This window comes from Roseibium sp. R5, from assembly GCF_055755305.1.
In genome coordinates this window covers 836,291-856,386 of the sequence record NZ_CM146910.1, presented here as the reverse complement: position 1 = coordinate 856,386, position 20,096 = coordinate 836,291, and the positions used below count along the sequence as shown (strand labels likewise).

16 protein-coding genes and 1 pseudogene are annotated in these 20,096 nt (G+C 57.8%); 12 read left to right on the top strand and 5 right to left on the bottom strand.

Features of this window, described 5'->3' with window-relative positions:
- Nucleotides 1-13 precede the first annotated feature (13 nt).
- Entirely contained in the window at nt 14-1,195 is a 1,182-nt protein-coding gene (locus tag AC0J4F_RS03905) for an NAD(P)/FAD-dependent oxidoreductase (protein WP_473025465.1), read from the bottom strand.
- A gap of 53 nt (nt 1,196-1,248) precedes the next feature.
- On the bottom strand, nt 1,249-2,466 hold the full coding sequence (locus AC0J4F_RS03900) for an acyl-CoA dehydrogenase (RefSeq protein WP_133949421.1): 1,218 nt from the start codon (nt 2,464-2,466) through the stop codon (nt 1,249-1,251).
- A 167-nt stretch (nt 2,467-2,633) separates the two neighbouring features.
- On the opposite strand from AC0J4F_RS03900, the gene AC0J4F_RS03895 reads away from it, so the two are divergent.
- The 9 genes from AC0J4F_RS03895 (at nt 2,634) to AC0J4F_RS03855 (ending at nt 11,813) form a co-directional block, all read left to right on the top strand.
- A complete protein-coding gene (locus AC0J4F_RS03895; protein ID WP_133949419.1) occupies nt 2,634-3,557 on the top strand; it encodes a LysR substrate-binding domain-containing protein in 924 nt (307 codons plus the stop codon).
- A gap of 28 nt (nt 3,558-3,585) precedes the next feature.
- Nucleotides 3,586-4,494, top strand: coding sequence for a lipid kinase YegS (gene yegS / locus AC0J4F_RS03890; protein ID WP_473025464.1), 909 nt, complete (start codon nt 3,586-3,588; stop codon nt 4,492-4,494).
- Between the two features lie 306 nt (nt 4,495-4,800).
- Nucleotides 4,801-6,426: a long-chain fatty acid--CoA ligase gene (locus AC0J4F_RS03885; RefSeq protein ID WP_473025463.1), complete on the top strand. Its 1,626-nt coding sequence runs from the start codon at nt 4,801-4,803 to the stop codon at nt 6,424-6,426.
- Nucleotides 6,423-7,244, top strand: a complete 822-nt coding sequence (locus tag AC0J4F_RS03880; protein WP_473025462.1) for an SDR family NAD(P)-dependent oxidoreductase — start codon at nt 6,423-6,425, stop codon at nt 7,242-7,244. Before AC0J4F_RS03885 ends, AC0J4F_RS03880 begins: the two co-directional genes overlap by 4 nt.
- Nucleotides 7,241-7,729 (top strand): MaoC family dehydratase, encoded by a 489-nt coding sequence (locus AC0J4F_RS03875; protein ID WP_473025461.1) that lies wholly within the window; start codon nt 7,241-7,243, stop codon nt 7,727-7,729. The genes AC0J4F_RS03880 and AC0J4F_RS03875 overlap by 4 nt, the downstream gene beginning before the upstream one ends.
- Before the next feature lie 37 nt (nt 7,730-7,766).
- Entirely contained in the window at nt 7,767-8,753 is a 987-nt protein-coding gene (locus tag AC0J4F_RS03870; RefSeq protein WP_133949409.1) for an NAD(P)H-dependent flavin oxidoreductase, read from the top strand.
- A 10-nt stretch (nt 8,754-8,763) separates the two neighbouring features.
- Nucleotides 8,764-9,996, top strand: a complete 1,233-nt coding sequence (locus tag AC0J4F_RS03865; RefSeq protein WP_473025460.1) for an acyl-CoA dehydrogenase family protein — start codon at nt 8,764-8,766, stop codon at nt 9,994-9,996.
- Nucleotides 9,997-10,006: 10 nt separating this feature from the next.
- Entirely contained in the window at nt 10,007-11,032 is a 1,026-nt protein-coding gene (locus AC0J4F_RS03860; RefSeq protein ID WP_473025459.1) for a phosphotransferase family protein, read from the top strand.
- On the top strand, nt 11,025-11,813 hold the full coding sequence (locus tag AC0J4F_RS03855; protein WP_473025458.1) for an SDR family NAD(P)-dependent oxidoreductase: 789 nt from the start codon (nt 11,025-11,027) through the stop codon (nt 11,811-11,813). Before AC0J4F_RS03860 ends, AC0J4F_RS03855 begins: the two co-directional genes overlap by 8 nt.
- A 199-nt stretch (nt 11,814-12,012) precedes the next feature.
- Here AC0J4F_RS03855 and AC0J4F_RS03850 read toward each other — a convergent pair whose 3' ends face one another.
- From AC0J4F_RS03850 to AC0J4F_RS03840, 3 genes are all read right to left on the bottom strand, one after another.
- Complete coding sequence (locus AC0J4F_RS03850; RefSeq protein WP_473025457.1) at nt 12,013-14,124, bottom strand: 3-hydroxyacyl-CoA dehydrogenase NAD-binding domain-containing protein; 2,112 nt, start codon at nt 14,122-14,124, stop codon at nt 12,013-12,015.
- Nucleotides 14,125-14,212: 88 nt separating this feature from the next.
- Nucleotides 14,213-14,680 (bottom strand): tRNA (N6-threonylcarbamoyladenosine(37)-N6)-methyltransferase TrmO, encoded by a 468-nt coding sequence (gene tsaA / locus AC0J4F_RS03845; RefSeq protein ID WP_473025456.1) that lies wholly within the window; start codon nt 14,678-14,680, stop codon nt 14,213-14,215.
- A gap of 19 nt (nt 14,681-14,699) precedes the next feature.
- Nucleotides 14,700-15,578 (bottom strand): substrate-binding domain-containing protein, encoded by an 879-nt coding sequence (locus AC0J4F_RS03840; RefSeq protein WP_473025455.1) that lies wholly within the window; start codon nt 15,576-15,578, stop codon nt 14,700-14,702.
- A 527-nt stretch (nt 15,579-16,105) separates the two neighbouring features.
- On the opposite strand from AC0J4F_RS03840, the pseudogene AC0J4F_RS03835 reads away from it, so the two are divergent.
- The 3 genes and pseudogenes from AC0J4F_RS03835 to AC0J4F_RS03825 all read left to right on the top strand — a co-directional run bounded on the left by AC0J4F_RS03835 (nt 16,106) and on the right by AC0J4F_RS03825 (nt 20,092).
- Nucleotides 16,106-17,199: pseudogene (locus AC0J4F_RS03835) on the top strand (ABC transporter ATP-binding protein).
- Between the two features lie 82 nt (nt 17,200-17,281).
- Nucleotides 17,282-18,382 (top strand): extracellular solute-binding protein, encoded by a 1,101-nt coding sequence (locus AC0J4F_RS03830; RefSeq protein WP_133949395.1) that lies wholly within the window; start codon nt 17,282-17,284, stop codon nt 18,380-18,382.
- A gap of 72 nt (nt 18,383-18,454) precedes the next feature.
- Nucleotides 18,455-20,092: an ABC transporter permease gene (locus AC0J4F_RS03825; RefSeq protein ID WP_428529237.1), complete on the top strand. Its 1,638-nt coding sequence runs from the start codon at nt 18,455-18,457 to the stop codon at nt 20,090-20,092.
- Nucleotides 20,093-20,096 lie beyond the last annotated feature (4 nt).

The window sequence follows — 20,096 nt, the reverse complement described above, 5'->3', positions numbered from 1 at the left end:
CAGGGAGAAGACCTCAGACGACGTTTTTCTCGACAATCGGATGATCGGCTGCCAGGCGATCGAACGCGAGCGGTGTGAGATCCAGCGTTTGATAAGTGCCCGTAGCAATCAGCTCTGACAGGCCACGTCCGACGGCGGGCGATTGCTGCAGTCCATGGCCGGAAAAACCGAGCGCCACATAGAACCCGTCAACGCCCGTAACGCCGCCCAAAAACGCATTGTGATCAAAAAGGTTCATATCGTAGGTGCCGGCCCAGGCAGCGCCCGGTTTGATCGCTTCAAAGGCGGGCACGCGGTTGGCAAGAACGGGCCAGATGTGTTCTTCAAAGAGCCCGTAATCGACATCGAAGTCAGTTGCGTCCGGATCTTGATCTTCGGGCGGTGCGGATCCGCAGATATAGCCTGTGCCTTCCGGGCGGACATAGGTCCCGGTCGGGTCGATGAGAAGTGGGAATTTCGCAAGGCTATCCCGGCATTCGAACGTGAACACGCAACGTTTTTTCGGAACGATCGGCACATCAATCCCGGCCTGGCAGCATAGATCCGCACCGCCAGAGGCGCCGGCGCAATTCACCACAATTGGTGTTGAGACAGTGGCGCCATCGGGGAGGCGCACAGACCAGTACCCAGCGCCCTCTCTCTCAATTGCCGCTTTTCCGGAAAAGTAGTCCACGCCGAGAGACCGGGCTTTCTTTCGGAAGGCCTGCATCAAGCCGTAGCCGTCGAACCAGCCTTCACCCGTGAGTCCATGACACCCTGCAGCCAGATCACTCGTGTTGAGCCATGGAAATTTCGCTACAAGGCCGTCTGCATCATAATATGCGATGTCTGCACCCAGCTCTTGTTGCAGTTGGTGGTTTTCCTGGAGGATGTGTTGCTTGTCCGGCGTTGCCAGAAAGAGATATCCGCCTTCATGAAGGTCAATCACGGGGCGGTTGCCATCCACCGCGAGCTGGGCGCCGATTTCCCGGAGATACTTTATGCCATAGAGCGAGATCTCGATGTTGATCGCGCTGGAGAATTGCTGGCGTATGGAAGCTGCCGAGCGCGCAGAGGCGCAAATCTCATATGAGGGATCTGCCTCAACAACGATAATGCGTCCTGAGAAGTCCTCGCGCTGGGCAAGATGACAGGCAACGGAAGAGCCCATGACGGCTCCGCCAAGGATTACGACATCCGCGGTTTGGTGCGCCATATAGCCCCCAGAAGAAGGAAGCGGGCCAAACGGCCCGCCTCAAAAGTCAATTCTTAGAAAAATGCCTGCAAGCCGGTCTGAGCACGGCCAAGGATCAGCGCATGAACATCATGCGTGCCTTCATAAGTGTTGACCGTTTCCAGGTTCTGGGCGTGGCGCATGACATGGTATTCCTCGGAAATCCCGTTGCCGCCATGCATGTCGCGGGCCTGGCGGGCGATGTCCAAGGCCTTGCCGCAGTTGTTGCGCTTGACGATGGAAATCATTTCCGGAGCCATTTGACCGGCATCGAACAGCTGTCCGACGCGAAGCGCAGCCTGAAGGCCAAGAGCGATTTCGGTTTGCATGTCGGCCAGTTTCTTCTGGAAGAGCTGGGTTTGTGCCAGCGGACGGCCGAACTGTTCGCGGTCGAGGCCATATTGGCGTGCGCGGGTCCAGCAATCTTCAGCGGCGCCCATCGCGCCCCAGGAAATGCCATAGCGGGCCCGGTTGAGGCAGCCAAACGGGCCTTTTAAGCCGGATACATTGGGCAGCAGCGCATCTTCGCCGACTTCCACGTTGTCCATGACGATCTCGCCGGTGATGGAAGCGCGCAGCGACAGTTTGCCGCCGACTTTCGGGGCACTCAGGCCTTTCATGCCTTTTTCCAGGACGAAGCCGCGGATTGCGCCGTCATGAGCTTCGGACTTTGCCCAAACAACAAAAACGTCCGCGATCGGCGAGTTGGAGATCCACATCTTGGAGCCGGTCAGCTTGTAGCCGCCGTCGATCTTTTCAGCGCGCGTGCGCATACCGGCCGGATCAGATCCTGCGTCCGGTTCCGTCAGGCCGAAACAGCCGACATATTCGCCGCTGGCGAGTTTCGGCAGATACTTGTTCCGCTGCTCTTCAGATCCGTAAGCGTAGATCGGGTACATCACCAGGGAGGACTGAACGCTCATCATGGATCGGTAGCCGCTGTCAACGCGTTCAACTTCCCGGGCAACCAGACCGTAAGCGACATAAGAGGCGCCTGCCCCGCCATATTCTTCCGGCAGGGTAACGCCCAGCAGGCCGAGTTCACCCATTTCGTTGAAGATTTCGCGATCGGTCTTTTCTTCGCGATAGGCCTCGATGACCCGCGGCAGCAGCTTGTCCTGAGCGTAGGAGCGGGCCGTGTCCATGATCAGCTGCTCGTCCTCTTTCAGCTGATCGCGAAGACGGAATGGGTCTTGCCAGTCGAAAACGCCGCCGCCAGCTGGGGCTGATTTCACATTTGCCGGTGCATTCATAACAGATCTCCCGGGCCAAACAGGTGCTGGCCGCAATCGTTTCAAGGCGCCTTATTCAAGGCAGATCATTCTGTTTCAGACAGAGTTGCCTGATTTGTGTTTGCGGAAAAGCGAATTCTCCTCCATCATTCATTACCAAATGGAATGAACTAGGAAATTCGCAAGGTATGAAACGGGCATTTGTGCCGCCCGCGGACACCCTCATCGCGTTTGAGTGTGCGGCCCGCCATCTCAGCTTTACCCGTGCAGCGGAAGAGTTGCACCTGACCCAAGGCGCTGTCTCCAAACAGGTGCGTCAGCTCGAAGACCGGTTGGGAGTGGAGTTGTTCCGCCGCGTACGTCAGCGGATCGTTCTGACTGATGCCGGGCGGCTATACCTTCATGATATCAGGGGCGCTCTGGAACAAATGACGCTCGCCACGCGGCAGGTAATGTCGTTTGCAGGCAGCGCGGATGTACTCAATCTTGCGGTCTTGCCAACATTCGGCACTCGTTGGCTGGCGCCGCGTATTGCCGACTTTATCCGCCGATATCCGGACGCGGGTTTGAACTTGAGCGTCCGGCTGCAGCCTTTCGATTTCGACGAAGAGCCTTTCGATGGCGCCATCCACCATGGGGATCCCGTCTGGGCGGGGGCAATTGCCGAACATCTATTTGACGAAGAAGTCATCCCCGTTGCCTCTCGCGTTTTTCGGGACCGGCATAACATCCGTGTGCCGGAGGATTTGACGCGGGTGCCACGTTTGCAATTGGCGACCCGTCCACTGGCCTGGCGGCACTGGTTTGAAAGTGCCGGTGTGGAAACGGATGCGGCTTTCCAAGGTGCAAGGTTCGAGCAGTTCGTCATGATTACGGAGGCTGCGATCCACCACGCGGGCGCCGCGCTCATACCCCGCTTCTTTATCGAGCAGGAGCTTGCTTCCGGCCGCCTAGTGCGTTTGTTTGATGTTCCGCCGGAGCACGAAACAGCTTACTTCTTTGTCTATCCGGAAGGCCGGACCATGCGCCCGGTCGTTGCGGCCTTCCGCAAATGGTTGGCTGAGGAAGCCCGGTCGGCAAGAACCGACCGAGAGACCATGTTGCCTGGATGATCCAGGCCGATTGTATTTGGAGAGTCCTTTGAGCAAACGTCACTTGCGTCTGATTCTAAACGGTAAATCCGCAGGCCGCGCAGATGTTCGTGCTGCTGTGGATGCGGTTCGGAACATGGGTCACGAGGTCTCGGTGCGCGTGACTTATGAGGCCGGAGATACCGAGCGGTTTGCTCTCGAGGCTCTGAAAGAGCATCAGGACAAGAAGATCGATGTTCTGGTGAGCGGCGGCGGCGACGGAACAATTCATGCTGTGGTGGACGGTGTTCTCGATGGACTTGAGGCGGAGGAAAAGCCTCCGTTTGCGTTCGCGGTTTTGCCGCTCGGAACCGCTAACGACTTCGCCCACCACATCCGGCTGGACCCATCGGACATCGTCTCATCCTTCCGCTTTGCCGCAAGAGGGAAACCCAAGCCAACGGACATTGGAACTGTGAATGGCCGTGTCTTCGTGAACATGGCGACCGGCGGCTTTGGGACGAGGGTGACCGCGGAAACGGATCCGAACCTGAAGAAGTTGTTGGGCGGGGCCGCCTATCTCTTTACCGGGATCAACCGGTTTTCAGAGCTTGCCGCCTGCGAAGGCCGGATCGAAACCGATGGGTTTTCGTGGGAGGGCGCGTTCATGGCGCTTGCCATCGGTAATGGCCGCCGCGCCGGCGGCGGGATCAGGTTATGCCCAACAGCCGAACTGGATGACGGATTTCTTGATCTCACCATTCTGCCGATGCCGGATCGAAACCGAGTGACAGAGTTCCTGTCCATCGTGCTTGAGGGGGACCCGGAACGTATTCCGGAAATTGCCATTATGCGCAAAGTGAAGTCGCTGAGGATCGAGGCAGATAATCAGGTCCAGGTGAACCTCGATGGTGAGCCGCTGCACGCCTCCAAACTGGAAATCGAGACCCATCCGGCGCGAATTGAAATGATACGCTAGCGAACCGTTAGCGGGCTTTTTGTGAAAATCAATACGGTCCTTAGTAGAAGTGCGGTGCGGAATGATCGGCCTTAATGATGGATGTGAGGCGATCAAGCACCGAAGCAATTGACAGCCGTTCGGGTAGATAGTCGGCGCAAGTCAGGCCAAGAGTTCCAAAGGGCATGCTCCAGACACGAGGACATACGGCAAAGAGCTAAGCTGCAGTTGCGGAAGGTCATTTTTCTCAATGAGAAGTTTGTCTTGGCCTGAAAAACCTGCCTATGATCGCATGAAATCAACTTTGGTGTTTTTGGGAGGAAACACATGAAGGGACAGATGATGCATCGTCCGCTGAAAATTGCGGACCTCATCACTTTTGCTGCTGATACCTTTCCGGACAGCGAAATCGTTTCCGTACGAACCGAAGGTGATATTCACCGAACCACTTACGGCGAAACCGCCAAACGGATCGCGCAACTGGCGCATGGCCTGCAGGGGCTGGGGATCGAAGTTGGGGATCGCATCGCGACCCTTGCCTGGAACGGCTACCGGCATTTTGAGCTTTATTACGGGATCTCCGGGATTGGGGCGGTCTGCCATACGATCAACCCGCGGCTCTCCGCAGAGCAGATGATCTACATCATCAATCACGCGAAAGACCGTTTGCTCTTTGTTGATCTCACCTTTGTCCCGATCATAGAGAAACTGCGCGAACACCTGCCTGAAGATCTGCGTGTCGTCGTCATGACCGACCGGGCGCATATGCCGGAAACATCTCTGGAGAGTGTTCTCTGCTATGAAGAGATCCTGGATGGTCAGCCGGATCACATGGATTGGCCAGACTTCCCGGAAGAGACGGCCGCTGGCCTCTGCTACACCTCCGGTACAACGGGCAATCCCAAAGGGACTTTGTATTCCCACCGGTCCACGGTCCTGCACGCCTACAGCTTGTGCGTGACCCTCCCCAAGGTTCTGCAGGAAGGCAGCCGTATTCTGCCGGTTGTCCCGCTGTTTCATGTCAACGCCTGGGGGCTGCCCTATTCAGCGCCGTTGTCCGGCGCCAGCATGATTTTCCCGGGCGGCGCGCTGGATGGTAAATCCCTCTACGATCTGATGGAGCGCGAGAAGGTGTTTTCCGCCTGGGGCGTTCCGACGGTCTGGCTCGGTCTCATGAATGAAATCAACCAGCGCGGCCGGTTGCCTGAAGGCCTCGGCGATATCGTCGTCGGCGGATCTGCCGCGCCGCGCTCCCTGATCGAGGGATTTGAAAAGCAGGGCGTCAATGTGTGCCACGCCTGGGGCATGACCGAAATGAGCCCGCTCGGTACGCAAGGCAATCTGCCGCCGCGCATGGACGATTGGAGCATGAAGGACCGGATTGACCGGAAACAATCCCAGGGCCGCCGGGTCTTTGGTGTCGATCTCAAAATTGTCGACGATGAAGGCAACCGCCTGCCGCATGATGGCAAGACGCCAGGTCATCTCTATGTGCGCGGAAACTCGATTACGTCGGGCTATTTTGAGAACCCGGAAGCCTCAAAACTGGTGTTTGACGAAGAAGGCTGGTTCTGCACCGGGGATATCGCTGCGATTACATCCGACGGTTTTCTGGTTATCACCGACCGGTCGAAGGACCTTATCAAGTCCGGCGGGGAATGGATCAGCTCGCTCGATCTGGAAAACATCGTCATGTCCCATTCCGGCGTTGCCAATTGTGCTGTGATTGCTGTGCCGCATCCAAAGTGGGACGAGCGCCCGCTCCTAATCATTCAATCGAAAGACGACGATGTGCCGCCGCCGAAGGACGAACTTCTTGAAATGCTGGGCGAACATTTTGCCAAATGGCAGTTGCCGGATGACGTCGTTTATGTCGACGCTTTGCCGCTGACGGCGACCGGCAAAGTATCCAAACTCACCCTCCGCAAAAACTTCGCAGAAGGCGCAGCATGACCCCGGATAAACTGTTCAGTCTCACAGGCAAGACTGCCCTTGTCACAGGTGGGGCAACCGGCATCGGCCGCATGGCCGCTGAAGGCCTCTGCGCTGCTGGCGCACGGGTGTTGATTGCCAGCCGCAAGGAGGAGGCTTGCCTTCGGGCAGCCGAGGATCTCAATGCGCTGGGCTATTCCGGCAAAGTGGAAGGGTTCGGCGGGGATGTCGCGACAGAGGACGGTATTGCGGCACTCACATCTGAAATTGGAAAGCGCACCGATAAGCTCGACATTCTGATGAACAATGCCGGGACCAGCTGGGGCATGCCGCTCGGCCAATTCCCCTATGAAGCCTGGGACCGGGTGATGCGCTTGAACGTGACCGGCCTCTTCCATCTGACCCAAAGCCTGTTGCCGATGCTGGAAGCGTCTGCATCGGATGACGATCCAGCGCGGGTGGTCAATGTCGGCTCGGTGATGGGCGAAACCCCGCATGGCGACCGGGCCTACAGCTATGCCGCGTCTAAGGCAGCTGTTCATCACCTGACCCGGATCCTGGCTAAGGAACTTGCGGACAAGCGGATCACCGTCAACGCTCTGGCTCCCGGACCGTTTGTCAGCAAGATGACGGCCTTTGCGACAGCGGACGAAGACACCTGCAGCCGGGTGGGGGCTCAAGTGCCGCTTGGCCGCGTTGGCAAGCCCGAAGACATTGCAGCGATCCTGCAGTTTCTCTGCGGAGCAGGCGGTGGCTACATCACCGGAGCGATCATTCCGGTCAGCGGCGGTATCAACGTGGAAACCGGTCCGGACCTGTTCCAGGAGGCCTATAGTTGATCCCGGATCTGGATGACACTGACTTGCCTGTCGAGACCTTGAGCGGTCTCGTCGGCAAGGAGGTCGGCGTATCTTCGTGGCATCTCATCGATCAGGCCATGATCGATGCTTTTGCGCAGGTGACCCGGGATCATCAGTACATCCATGTCGATCCTACCGAAGCGGCAAAGACCCCCTTTGGCGGAACCATCGCACACGGGTTCCTTACGCTGTCGTTGTTGTCTGCCATGGGCCTGGAGGCGCAGCCACGAATTCAGGGCATGGTGATGGGCATCAACTACGGATTTGACCGGGTCCGGTTCTTGAGCCCGGTGAAATCCGGATCCCGTGTTCGTGGGCGGTTTGTCCTGAAAGACGTGAGGGCGGTGAAGCCCGGCGAATTGGACATCACCTGGGCCTCAACCGTGGAAATCGAGGACGAGAGTCGTCCGGCCCTGTCTGCGGATTGGCTCAACCGGTTCTATCTGGAGACTGGCGCAGCCTAAGTCGTGCGAATTGGGGAGGCATTTGTTGGGAGGCGAAATGCTTAAAAAACGCGAGCTGCCAAAGGCTCTGCAGAATTTGCGGCTGCCGGTCGTCGCGGCGCCGCTCTTTATCGTGTCCTGCCCCAAGCTGGTGATAGCCCAGTGCAAGGCGGGTGTGATCGGGAGTTTCCCGGCGCTCAATGCCCGCGATGAAGATAGCGGGCCGGTCATGCTGGAAGCCTGGCTCAAGGAAATCACGGAGGAACTCGACCGCCATAATCAGGCCAATCCGGACAATCCTGCAGCGCCCTTCGCGGTCAATCAGATCGTCCGCAAAACCAATGAGCGCCTGGAACGGGACATGGACATATGTGTCCGCTGGAAAGTGCCGATCTGGATCACCTCGATGGGCGCGCGGGTGGATGTCAACGAGGCCGCGCATTCCTGCGGGGGCATTGCGCTCCATGACGTGATCAACAACACCTACGCCAAAAAGGCGATCGACAAGGGGGCCGACGGTCTTATTGCCGTGTGCGCTGGCGCTGGCGGCCATGGCGGACCGCAATCGCCATTTGCCTTAATCCGTGAAATCCGGGAGTGGTTCGACGGCCCGATCCTTGCCGGTGGTGCGGTTTCAACCGGTGAGGCGCTGCTGGCCGCGCGGGTTCTTGGCGCCGACTTCGGCTACGTCGGCTCGCCATTCGTGGCAACGCATGAGGCGGATGCAGCCGATGTCTACAAGGACATGATGGTCGCCGGCAGTGCGGAAGATGTCATCACGACAGCTGTTTTTACCGGCCATCCGGCCACCTACCTTAGGTCATCAATCACCAAGGAAGGCCTCGATCCGGACAATCTACCGACGGACTGGAAGCCGTCGATCCTGCCGGATGGTGATGATTTACCGAAAGCCTGGCGGGACATTTGGGGCGCCGGTCAAGGGATCAATGCGGTGAAATCCGTCGGTCCGGCTGCCGAGGTCGTCAATCGTTTGGAACAGGAATACAAGGCGGCCATCTCCCGGATGCGCGCCGAGATTTGTTGAGGAATAGGTTATGGATCTTGGAGTAACGGACCGGGTGCGCCCGCTGATCGAGCAGGTGCGCCGCATGGTGGAAACCGAAATCGCGCCGCTGGATGCCGAATACCATGAGGAAGTCGGCAAGCATCCCACCGGTGACCGGTTCTTGCACACCGACCGGCAGATCGAAATCCTGGAAGGGTTGAAGGCCAAGGCCAAGGAACGCGGGCTCTGGAATTTCTGGCTGACCGACAGCGAGCGCGGCTTTGGTCTGACCACAGTGGAATATGCCTATCTTGCTGAGGAAATGGGCAAGGTCGGCATCGCGGCGGAAGTTTTCAACTGCAATGCCCCGGACACCGGCAACATGGAGGTTCTGGAGCGCTATGGCACGCAAGCCCACAAAGACCGCTGGCTGAAACCGCTTCTGAACGGCGATATTCGCTCTGCCTATTTGATGACAGAGCCGGACGAAGCGTCTTCGGATGCCACCAACATCGCTTTATCCGCAGTCAAAGACGGCGATGAGTGGGTGCTGAACGGTGAGAAGTGGTGGGCGAGCGGGGCCGGTGACAGCCGCTGCAAGCTTTATATTGTAATGGCGCGCACCGACCCGGACGCACATAAGCACAGCCGCCATTCCATGTTCCTGATCCCGGCCGATGCTGATGGACTGGAAGTCCTACGGCCGATGCATGTCTTTAATACTGATGATGCACCGCACGGCCATATGCACATCCGCTTCACCAATGTGCGCGTTCCGGAAGCTGATCTCGTTCTGGGTCAGGCGCGTGGCTTTGAAGTGGCGCAAGGACGCCTCGGCCCGGGCCGGATCCACCACTGTATGCGGGCGATCGGTCAGGCGGAGCGGGCGCTCGAACTCATGTGCAAGCGGGCACTGAGCCGGGAAGCTTTTGGCAAAAAACTCGCAGATCTCGGGGCCAATCACGACATCATCGCCAATGCGCGCATGGAAATCGAGATGGCGCGCCTGCTCTGCTTGAAGGCGGCCTGGATGATGGACACGCAAGGCACCCGTGCAGCGCAGCCCTGGATCAGCAAGATCAAGGTCATCGCACCGCTGATGGCGCTGAAAGTGGTCGACGAGGCGATGCAGGTCCATGGGGCCGCCGGGATCAGCCAGGACTTCCCGCTGGCGAGCATGTGGGCGCATTTGAGGACCCTCCGCTTTGCCGACGGGCCGGACGCGGTCCACCGGCGCCAGGTCGCCCGGGTTGAGCTTCGCAAATACACCAACGCCGGGTGAGGTACGCGCCATGACCACTGTGGCACTGGATCTTAAGCGACTGGCATCCTGGCTGGAGCAAAACCTGCCAGGGTTCAAAGGGCCGTTGACGGCAGAAAAGTTCAACCGGGGGCAGTCAAACCCGACCTTCCGGCTCTCCGCGCCCTCAGGTGCCTATGCTTTGCGGCGAAAGCCGCCGGGTGTGCTTTTGAAATCCGCCCACGCTGTTGACCGAGAGTTCCGAGTTCAAAAGGCGCTCGCAGCAACGGATGTCCCGGTCGCCCGGATGCATGTTCTGTGTGAAGACGATGATGTGATTGGCTCGGCCTTTTACATCATGGATCTGGTCGAAGGGCGGAACTTTGATGATCCCCGGATCCAGGACGTTGATACTACTACCCGGTCGGCAATTTACGACGAAATGAACCGCGTGCTCGCTGCCATCCATTCCGTGGATCTGGAGGCGGCTGGCCTGGTCGATTATGGCCCGGCGGGGAACTACTACCGCCGCCAGATCGATCGCTGGACCAAACAGTACAGGGCGAGCGAAACCGGGACGATTGCGGACATGGACGAGCTGATTGCATGGCTTGACCAGAGCATTCCGGAAGACGATGGCCGGCGCACGCTGGTGCACGGCGATTACCGGATCGACAATATGCTGTTCGCGAAAGATAGTCCGGAGTGTGTCGCGGTGCTCGACTGGGAACTGTCGACCCTCGGCCATCCTTTTGCGGATCTCGCAGCCCTTATCATGCAATGGCGCTGCCCGCCGGGAGCAGAGGGCCGGGGTCTTGCAGGCGTTGATCGCAAAACGCTCGGCATTCCCGAGGACCAAGATTTTGTGGAGGCCTATTGTAAGCGTATGGGGATCTCCGGCATTCCGGGTTTCGGTTTTTATCTGGCGTTTTGCTTCTTCCGCATGGGCGCGATCCTGCAAGGCGTCAAAAAGCGTGCGCTTGACGGCAATGCCTCAAACCCGGAGCAGGGGCTGAGGCTCGGCAAGGCGGTACCGGGTTTTGCCAAGGGCGGCCTGGAGGCTATCCAGCATGGCTGATCAGCGTTTTGCAGGCCAAACGATCATGATCACCGGAGCCGCCGGTGGCTTTGGTGCCGAAGCTGCACGCAAATTTGCAGCGCTCGGTGCGCGCTTGGCCTTGTCGGACCGGGACGAGAGCGGGCTGGAACGCATCCGTGCCAAGCTTCAGGATACGGGCGCAGATGTTCTGATTGAGGCCTATGACGTCGGTAATGAAGACCAGACCAAAGCGCATATTGATCAAATCCTCGAGCGTTTCGGTTCCCTTGATATTGCGCTCAACAACGCCGGTATTTGTCACGATCTCAAACCATTGACGCAGCTCGCGGTTGAGGATCTTGACCGGATGTTTGCGGTGAATGTGCGCGGTGTCTTTTTGGGCATGAAATATCAGATCCCGGTGATGGCCAAGGCCGGGCGCGGTGCCATCGTCAACTTGGCCTCAGCCGCCGGGCTTGTTGGGGCCGGGATGTTGTCGGCCTATGCGGCTTCAAAACACGCCGTCGTCGGATTGACGCGCTCGGCTGCCGACGAGACGGGGCGCAGCGGCCTCAGGATCAACGCGGTCTGCCCGTCCTTTGCGCAAACGTCGATGTACCTGAGCTTTTCCGAAGCCTTGGCGGAAAGCCAGAACAGGCCGGCCAGCGAGATCGATGCGGCCTTCACAAAACGGAGCCCGATGGGCCGTGTCATTCGATCTGACGAAGTCATCTCGGCCGTGCTGTGGCTCGCAGACCCGAACAACACGGCCGTCCACGGTCAGGCCATCCCCGTCGATGGCGGCCTGACCGCAGTGTGAATTATCAAGACCAGCCTTTCCTTGATGGTCATCCCGGACGTGATCCGGGATCTACTCTCATTTCAGCTCGCTGCAGATTTCGAGCAATTTTCCGGCGGCTCTGCGAACGATTGGATCCCGGGTCTCAGCTTGCGCTTCGCCCGGGATGACAAATGTTCACGATGACAGGTCAGTTCCAGCCGGTTCAGACGTATGAAACTCAGCCGTTGTTCCTTTCAGCAAACGTTCCACCGGTCGCGGCCATCTGGCGCAGGAGAGCCGGAACCTGCCAGTAGTAGCTGTCTTCCTCAGCAAAGGCTTCGATGCGCTTGACGAGTTCCGCTGCGCCGATTTGGTCTGCTGTGTGCATTGGCCCGCCACGGAACCGTGGGAAGCCGTAGCCGAAGAGATAAACCGCATCGATGTCGATTGGCCGGAGCGCGATGCCGTCCTCAAGAACGCGGATTGCCTCGGAAATCATCGCGGTCATGAACCGGCTGACGATCTCTTCTGCCGTGAATTTGCGCGGTGTGATCCCGGCCTTGGCCCGTTCTTCATCAATGATTTTGAGGGTATCCGGGTTCGGGCGGGCACCCGTCTCATCGTAGATGTAAAAGCCGCTGCCGGTTTTCCGGCCAAACCAGCCCTGTTCGCAAATCCGGTCGATGATCGGGACGTAGCGTTCTTCTGCAGGTCGGGTGGCTGCGCGGCGCTTGTTGGTCGCCCAGCTGATATCGAGACCGGCGAGGTCGTAAACCTGATAAGGGCCCATAGCGAACCCGAAATCGGTCATGGCCGTATCGACTTCTTCTGGAGAAGCACCGTCCATCATCATGTAATCCGCAGCCTTCTTGTAGAAAGACAGAATGCGGTTGCCGATGAAGCCGTCGCAGACCCCGGCCCGGACAGCGACTTTTTTCAGTTTTTTTGCAAGGGCAAAGCCGGTCGCCACCGCGTCCGGTGCTGTCTTTTCAGCGACGACCACTTCCAGCAGCCGCATGACATGGGCCGGCGAGAAGAAATGCAGGCCAATCACATCCTGCGGACGGCTCGTCACGGAAGCGATTTCGTTGATGTCGAGATAGGAGGTGTTGGAGGCAAGCACCGCGCCGGGCTTTGCCACCTTGTCGAGCTCGGTGAAGATGCTGCGCTTCACATCCATCTCTTCGAACACGGCCTCAATGATGAGATCGGCTTCTGCCAAGGCACCCAATTCGACCGCGGAGGACAGATTACCGGAGAGGATCTGATCGCGCTTGTCGGCTGCAAGCTTGCCGCGTTTGACGGCGCCGTCCAGGTTCTTGGCAATTGTCGCCAGGCCCCGGTCGAGTCCGCCCTGGTCTCGTTCGGTCAGGGTAACATTAAACCCGGCCAGGAGGCACGCGGTCGCAATGCCGGAGCCCATTGTGCCACCGCCTATCACGCCGATCTTTGAGACCTGGCGGGGCGGTTCGTTGGCTTCCGGGATTTTTGACACAGCCCGCTCAGCAAAGAAGGCATGGATCAGACCGGCGCGCTGCGGGCTTTCCATGCAGTCCTGAAATAGGCTGCGCTCTTTTATTAAGCCATCGGCCAGCGGCAGTGTGCTGGCTTCAACCGCATCCACGCACTTGTGCGGTGAGAACAACAACGGTTGTGTCTTTTGCAGTTTCTGCCGGTAGGCCTCTATGGCGTCCGGATCGGCGGCTGTCTTCAGTTCGCCCGTCTTGCGATGGCTCAAGGTGCCGTCTGCAAGCGCTTGCGCAGCCTTGAGCGCAAGATCGCGTGGCGCGCCCTCTTCGACCGCATCGACCAGCCCGGACTCCAGCGCCTTTTGCGCCGAAATCGGCTTGCCACTGGTAATCATGTCCAAAGAAGCAGCAACGCCGGCAAGGCGCGGTGCGCGTTGTGTGCCGCCCGCACCCGGCAGAATGCCAAGGGTGACTTCCGGGAGCCCGACCTTGGCGCTGGGAACTGCAATGCGCGCATGGCAGCTCATGGCAACTTCTAGGCCGCCGCCGAGAGCCGTGCCATGAATGATGCAAGCGATGGGCGTTTCAGAATTCTCAAGGAAATTGCATAGGTCCGGCAGCCAAGGGTCTTGCGGCGGTTTGCCGAATTCCCGGATATCCGCGCCTGCAATGAAGGTGCGGCCTTCACCGTAGAGGCCAATGGCCTTGATCCCGGGGTCTTTCTGCAGGTCTGAAACAGTTTGATGGATGCCCTGACGCAAGGCTTGGGAAGCAGCGTTGACCGGCGGGTTGTTGAGCGCGACAAGCGCGACATCGCCGAGTTTTTCGACGGAAACTACGTCGTTCACTTTGCTGGCTGCGGATTGCACCGGCGTATCCATTGAGCTTCTCCCGTATGATTGTTGCGACAAGCATTGGCAATCTTGACGAACGTCTGTCAAGCTACCCAACGGGGTAAGCGCGTTTGAACTACGCGCCGGACCGCGGTTTGTCCGTGAAGGCGCACCGATCGGGTTTGAGATCGATCAGAGGAGTGCCGTTGAGGCAGTCGAGCCCGCGTACGGTCAAAAGGGGACCGTCGACTGAAATCAGTTTGACCAGCGAGGTGCCGATGGGGTTGGGCCGGTTGGGCGAGCGCAGCGCAAAGGTCCCACGGACATCCCCGGTGTGCGCCGGGTTCTGGATGACCAGGTCACGCCGGGCACGATCAAGCCAATACAGCACCTCGATGCTGTCGAAGGTCTCAATATTTTTGAGCGCCGGGACCCATGGCTCGAACACTTCAATCCGGCAGTCCGGCCCGTTTTCAGGATCGCCGCGCCGCGGGCACTCCTTGCGCTCCACCCAGGGCGTGTGGATCCGCCCGATATAGCGCAGCTGGGCATCTTCGGGCGGCGTGGTCGGGACGAACACTTCATGAGGGCGAATATCGGTCATAAAAATCTGTCTGTTGCGTTCAAGGAGAGAGCCAGCGGACGCGGCCGAGCGGAGAGAGGTCATAGCCGCCCATATTGGCGGCTTTGTCCTGAAACTGCTGCGTCCGGGTGAAGTTCAAAAGCCGCTGAACGGGATCAGTGAAGTAGGACTTCCGGTCGATCAAAAGATCAAAGTGTTCATCGGTTAGCGGGACAAATCCGAGTTTGTACTGTTTGGCCATGGCTTCAACGCCAAGTGCTGCGTCCGCATCCCCGCTGGCAACAGCCCCGGCCGCCTCACTCTCGGTGTAGGCATATCCGCTCGAAGCCTGAAGATCCTCTTGGCTCAAGCCGGCCTCTTCCAGAAGCCTTGAAAAAAGGGCCGCTGCACCGGCGCCCGGTTGACGGCGCACAACGCGCTTGCCTCTGAGATCGGCAACCGAATGAATGTCATGGGCTGCATCGCTTGAGACCAAAAGCCCGCGTTTTCGGATGGCCCAGCCGATGAGTACAGCGTCTGTAACGCCGAGTTCGGAGGCTGAGCCAACGTTCCAACCTGTTTCTTCGGGAATATGCAAGCCGGACAGGGCAGCACGGTGATCGGCAAAACAGGCAAGACCCTCCCGGCTGCCATTGAACAGCGTGGCAAGACCGCAGCCGGAATCTCTGATGGCCCAGTCGAGCAACGGATCATGAGACCCTGTGATCACCGCGGGCCGGTCGTCCGGTACAAGTGATCCAGACCCTTCGATCCAAGCGCGGATTTCGGAAGCCGGAAACAGGAGTTTGCCCGTGATGCGCCGGTGGGGGATCTCATCGGCAGCTGCAAGGTCATAGACCTTGCGCTCCTTGACCCGCAACAGGTCGGCGACCTCGCGGGTCGTCAGATAGTCAGGCTGCTGTCCGGCGCTTTGTGGCACTTCAATCCCCATGTGTGGTGGCTGAACTTAGCGGAGTTTCAAAGACTTGCACAGGGGTGTCAGCGGCCGAAAGACCCAGGCTGGAGATCAGCTGGGTTGACCGTGCTGAACATCAGTTCACCTGAATAAAGACGATCACGCAGCCGGAACAGGGACGGGCAATGTTGTTGTGCATTGCCGCATATTTAAATCGATCTAGTATGTTTTGAATGCGCTCATAAACGTTTGGTCTTTCTGCCGCTAATGGATTCTTAGAGCGTTCTAGATCGCTGGAAATGCAGTTGGACAAAAGGTGTTTTTTGATCATTGCTTGGCTCAGCAATTCTGCCGAAGTTGTTTCGCGCTGCAAAATATTCAATCAGCATGTGATTAAAAAATATTAGTTTTTTTTGATGCCCCCCCTTTCAAAGGGCTTTGATTTTTGTTTTGCTACCGCTCACAGCTGAAACGAAGACAGGCGGCACGGAGGGGTGCGGTCGGAAATCGCTGGGGCTGATAAAAACAAACAAACCAGACTTGGGGACAAAATGGCGAATAATCGGGGCGCTGCTGTTAAGTATGACAGCGTTCAAAAAAGCTATGACGGCGAAAGCCTTGTCGTAAAAATCTCAATCTGGATATCCCGCCGGGCGAATTTCTGACCATGCTTGGTCCGTCCGGGTCTGGCAAAACCACCTGCCTGATGATGCTGGCAGGCTTCGAACCGGCAACGCACGGCGAAATCTATCTTAACGACCGGCCGATCAACAATGTCCCGCCGCACAAGCGCGGGATCGGTATGGTCTTTCAGAACTACGCCTTGTTCCCGCACATGACAGTGTCAGAAAACCTTGCCTTTCCGCTTCAGGTCCGCAACGTCAGCAAAGCGGAGCAGGAAGAGAAGGTTCAGCGCGCGCTTGATATGGTGGAGCTTGGCAGCTTCGGAAACCGGCGCCCAGCACAACTGTCCGGTGGTCAGCAGCAGCGTGTCGCAGTTGCCCGTGCATTGGTGTTCGACCCGGAACTCGTTTTGATGGATGAGCCGCTCGGCGCGCTCGACAAGCAGTTGCGCGAGCAGATGCAGTACGAGATTAAGCACATCCATGAAAATCTCGGCGTGACTGTTGTTTACGTGACGCACGACCAGACCGAAGCGTTGACCATGTCGGACCGCGTCGCCGTGTTCAATGATGGCGTCATCCAGCAACTGTCCACGCCGGATGATCTTTACGAAGATCCGCAAAACTCTTTCGTGGCGCAGTTCATTGGCGAGAACAACAAGCTCAATGGCAAGGTCATTGATATCCAGGGCGAAGAGTGCCGTGTGGAGCTTGGTGACGGAACACAACTCAAGGCCGACCGTGTAAATGTCAGCTCTGTTGGCGACAAGACCACATTGTCGCTCCGTCCTGAGCGTGTCGAGTTCGACACCCACGACAGCATGGACAATATTGTCAATGGCCGGATCGAAGAACTCATTTATCTGGGTGACCACATCCGCGTTCGTATGAACGTGGCTGGCAATGATGAGTTCATTGTAAAAGTTCGCAACCGCGGAGAGAAGCGCAAGCTGCATGTCGGCGAAACAGTCCCTGTGGGCTGGGCGTTGAATGACTGCAAAGCGCTCGACGCTGTTGTCTAAAGTCGCAGGGCGGCCGGTGTTCGGCCGCTAGCGAGATCGACGGAAGAAAACCGTTCAATCCTAAAAGAGGGAGCTACCAAACATGAAGCTCAAGACATTGGTTCTTGCAGGAACTGCCCTGGCTATGGCCGGTGGCGCAGCAACTGCGGAAGACATGACGCTGGTATCCTGGGGCGGTGCTTATCAAGCATCCCAAAAGGCTGCTTATGCTGATCCTTATGTAGCAATGCATCCGGAAGTGAATGTCATTTGGGACGAGTCGTCTGCAGAAGCTGTTGCCAAGCTGCGCGCGATGAACGAAGCTGGGAACATCACCTGGGACCTCGTTGACGTTGTTGCATCTGACGCCATCCGTCTGTGCGACGAAGGCCTTGCAATGGAAATCGATCCGGACACCGACCTTGCGGCGGCACCGGACGGCACCTCTGCATCTGATGACTTCGGCGACCTTCTCGTCTCCGAGTGCTTCATCCCGCAGATCGTTTACTCCACGACCTTCGGTTATCGCACTGACGTAGCCGACTGGGGCGGCAAAGAGCCGGATGACATCTGTGATGTGTTCGATCTCGAAGCTTTCCCGGGCAAGCGGTCGCTCGAAAAGCGTCCGATCAACAACATGGAGTGGGCACTCCTGTGTGACGGTGTTGCCAAGGAAGACGTCTATGACGTTCTGGAGACAGAAGAAGGTCAGGACCGTGCATTCGCCAAGCTTGATTCCATCAAGGACAACGTTGTCTGGTGGTCTGCTGGTGCGGAAACCCCGCAGCTTCTGGCTGACAGCGAAGTCGTCATCGGTTCTACCTACAACGGCCGTCTCTTTGCTCTGATCGAAGAGCAGAAACAGCCGGTGAAAATGCTCTGGGACGCTCAGGTGTTCGACCTTGACGGTTGGATCATCCCGACCGGTCTGTCTGAAGAGCGCCTCGCGCGCGTCAAGGACTTCGTGAAGTTCGCGACCGATACACAGCGTCTTGCCGACCAGGCAAAATACATCTCCTACGGTCCGGCACGTAAGTCGTCCGCACCGCTGGTTGGTCAGCACGCATCGCTGGGTATCGACATGGCTCCGCACATGCCGACCGATCCGGAAAACGCCAAAAACACCTTCCTCTATAACTATGAGTGGTGGGCGGATTACCGCGATGACCTGGACGCAAAGTTCCAGGCCTGGCTCGCACAATAATTGGCCTTTTGAGGCCTGCGGACGGGGTACGCCCCGTCCGTTCTTCTTTTCTTTTCACGGAAGTCAGTTTGCATGAGCGATACCACCTCTGACCAGGTGTTGACGACGCAAGACGGAAAACCGTTAAAAGCCGCGCTTGCGCGCGCGCTTCGGCGGGAAAAGCTGCGGTCATTTCTATTGATCGCGCCCCTCTTGATCTTTGTCCTGATCACCTTCGTCGCGCCGATCATCGATATGTTGTTCCGGTCTGTCGAAAACGAGATCGTTTCCGAGACACTGCCGCGGACAGTGGTCGCGCTGGAGGAGTGGGATGAGGCTTCGGGACAAGCTCCCGGCGAAGACGTCTACAATGCGCTCCTGTACGATCTGATTATTGCCGTTGAAAACAAGCGTCATACGCAGCTTGGAACCCGCCTCAACTATGAACAGACGGGTCTTTCGTCCATGTTCAGGCGGACTGGACGGCGCGTCGACGATTTCGGAGAAGTTTACGCCGATCAGCTGATCGACCTGAATGCAGCCTGGAAAGAGCCAGTGACTTGGGCGACCATGTTTGGAACGCCTGAGTGGATATCAGCGCAAGAAACCTGGGCAGCAAATCCATCTGGACCGGAACCGGCTTTTGTGGTGTCGGACGCCGCCCGCAACGCCTTGCCGGTAACGGCAGATCTGTACGGCGCATTCGCCCGCTTCATCCAGACGGAAGACAGCGACAGCCCGATGGAGGAAGATCCCTGGGTCCCTGTCTATAAGGCGCTGTATCAGGACCTGATCGCAAACCCGGACGCCGCATCTGCGTTTTCCGGAGAAACGGCGACACTCGTTGGCCAAGCGGCGGCTGCCGCGCCAAACTTTGAAACAGTCAGCATCAAAGAGTTGTTCATCGACGCGGATGATGACTGGGGAAGTGCTGAAAACTGGGCGGTCATCAAGACATTCGCCCCCAAATTTACATCTGGCTATTTCCTGTCTGCGGCTGATGCGCAGTTGACACCAACCGGTGTCGAGTTGAAGCCGGAAGATGAACGGATCTACCTTTATCTGTTCTATCGCACGTTGCTGCTTTCGATCATGATTACGGTGTCGTGCCTGTTATTGGGGTATCCGATCGCGTTCTTGCTGGCAGCCTTGCCACTCAGGTACTCCAACCTGCTTCTGATTCTGGTCTTGCTGCCGTTCTGGACATCGCTTCTCGTTCGGACGTCTGCTTGGAAAGTGCTTCTACAGCAGCAAGGGGTGATCAACGATTTCCTTGTCTGGATAGGGATAATAGGAGACGCAAACAGATTGGTGATGATCAACAACCAGACGGGCACGATCATCGCCATGACGCACATCTTGCTGCCCTTTATGATCCTGCCGCTTTATTCGGTGATGAAGACGATTTCGCCATCCTATGTGCGCGCGGCCAAGAGCCTTGGGGCGAATGACTGGACTGCATTCTGGCGCGTCTATTTCCCGCAATCGATCCCAGGCATCGGAGCTGGCGCGATTCTCGTGTTCATTCTGTCGATCGGTTACTACATCACGCCAGAATTGGTCGGCGGCACATCCGGTATCTTCATCTCCAACCGGATTGCGTTCCACATTTCCAGTTCGTTGAACTGGGGTCTTGCCGCAGCACTCGGCACTTTGTTGCTCGTCGCGGTGCTGCTCCTCTTTATGGTCTATGATCGTATCGTAGGCATCGACAACGTGAAGCTGGGGTGACGAA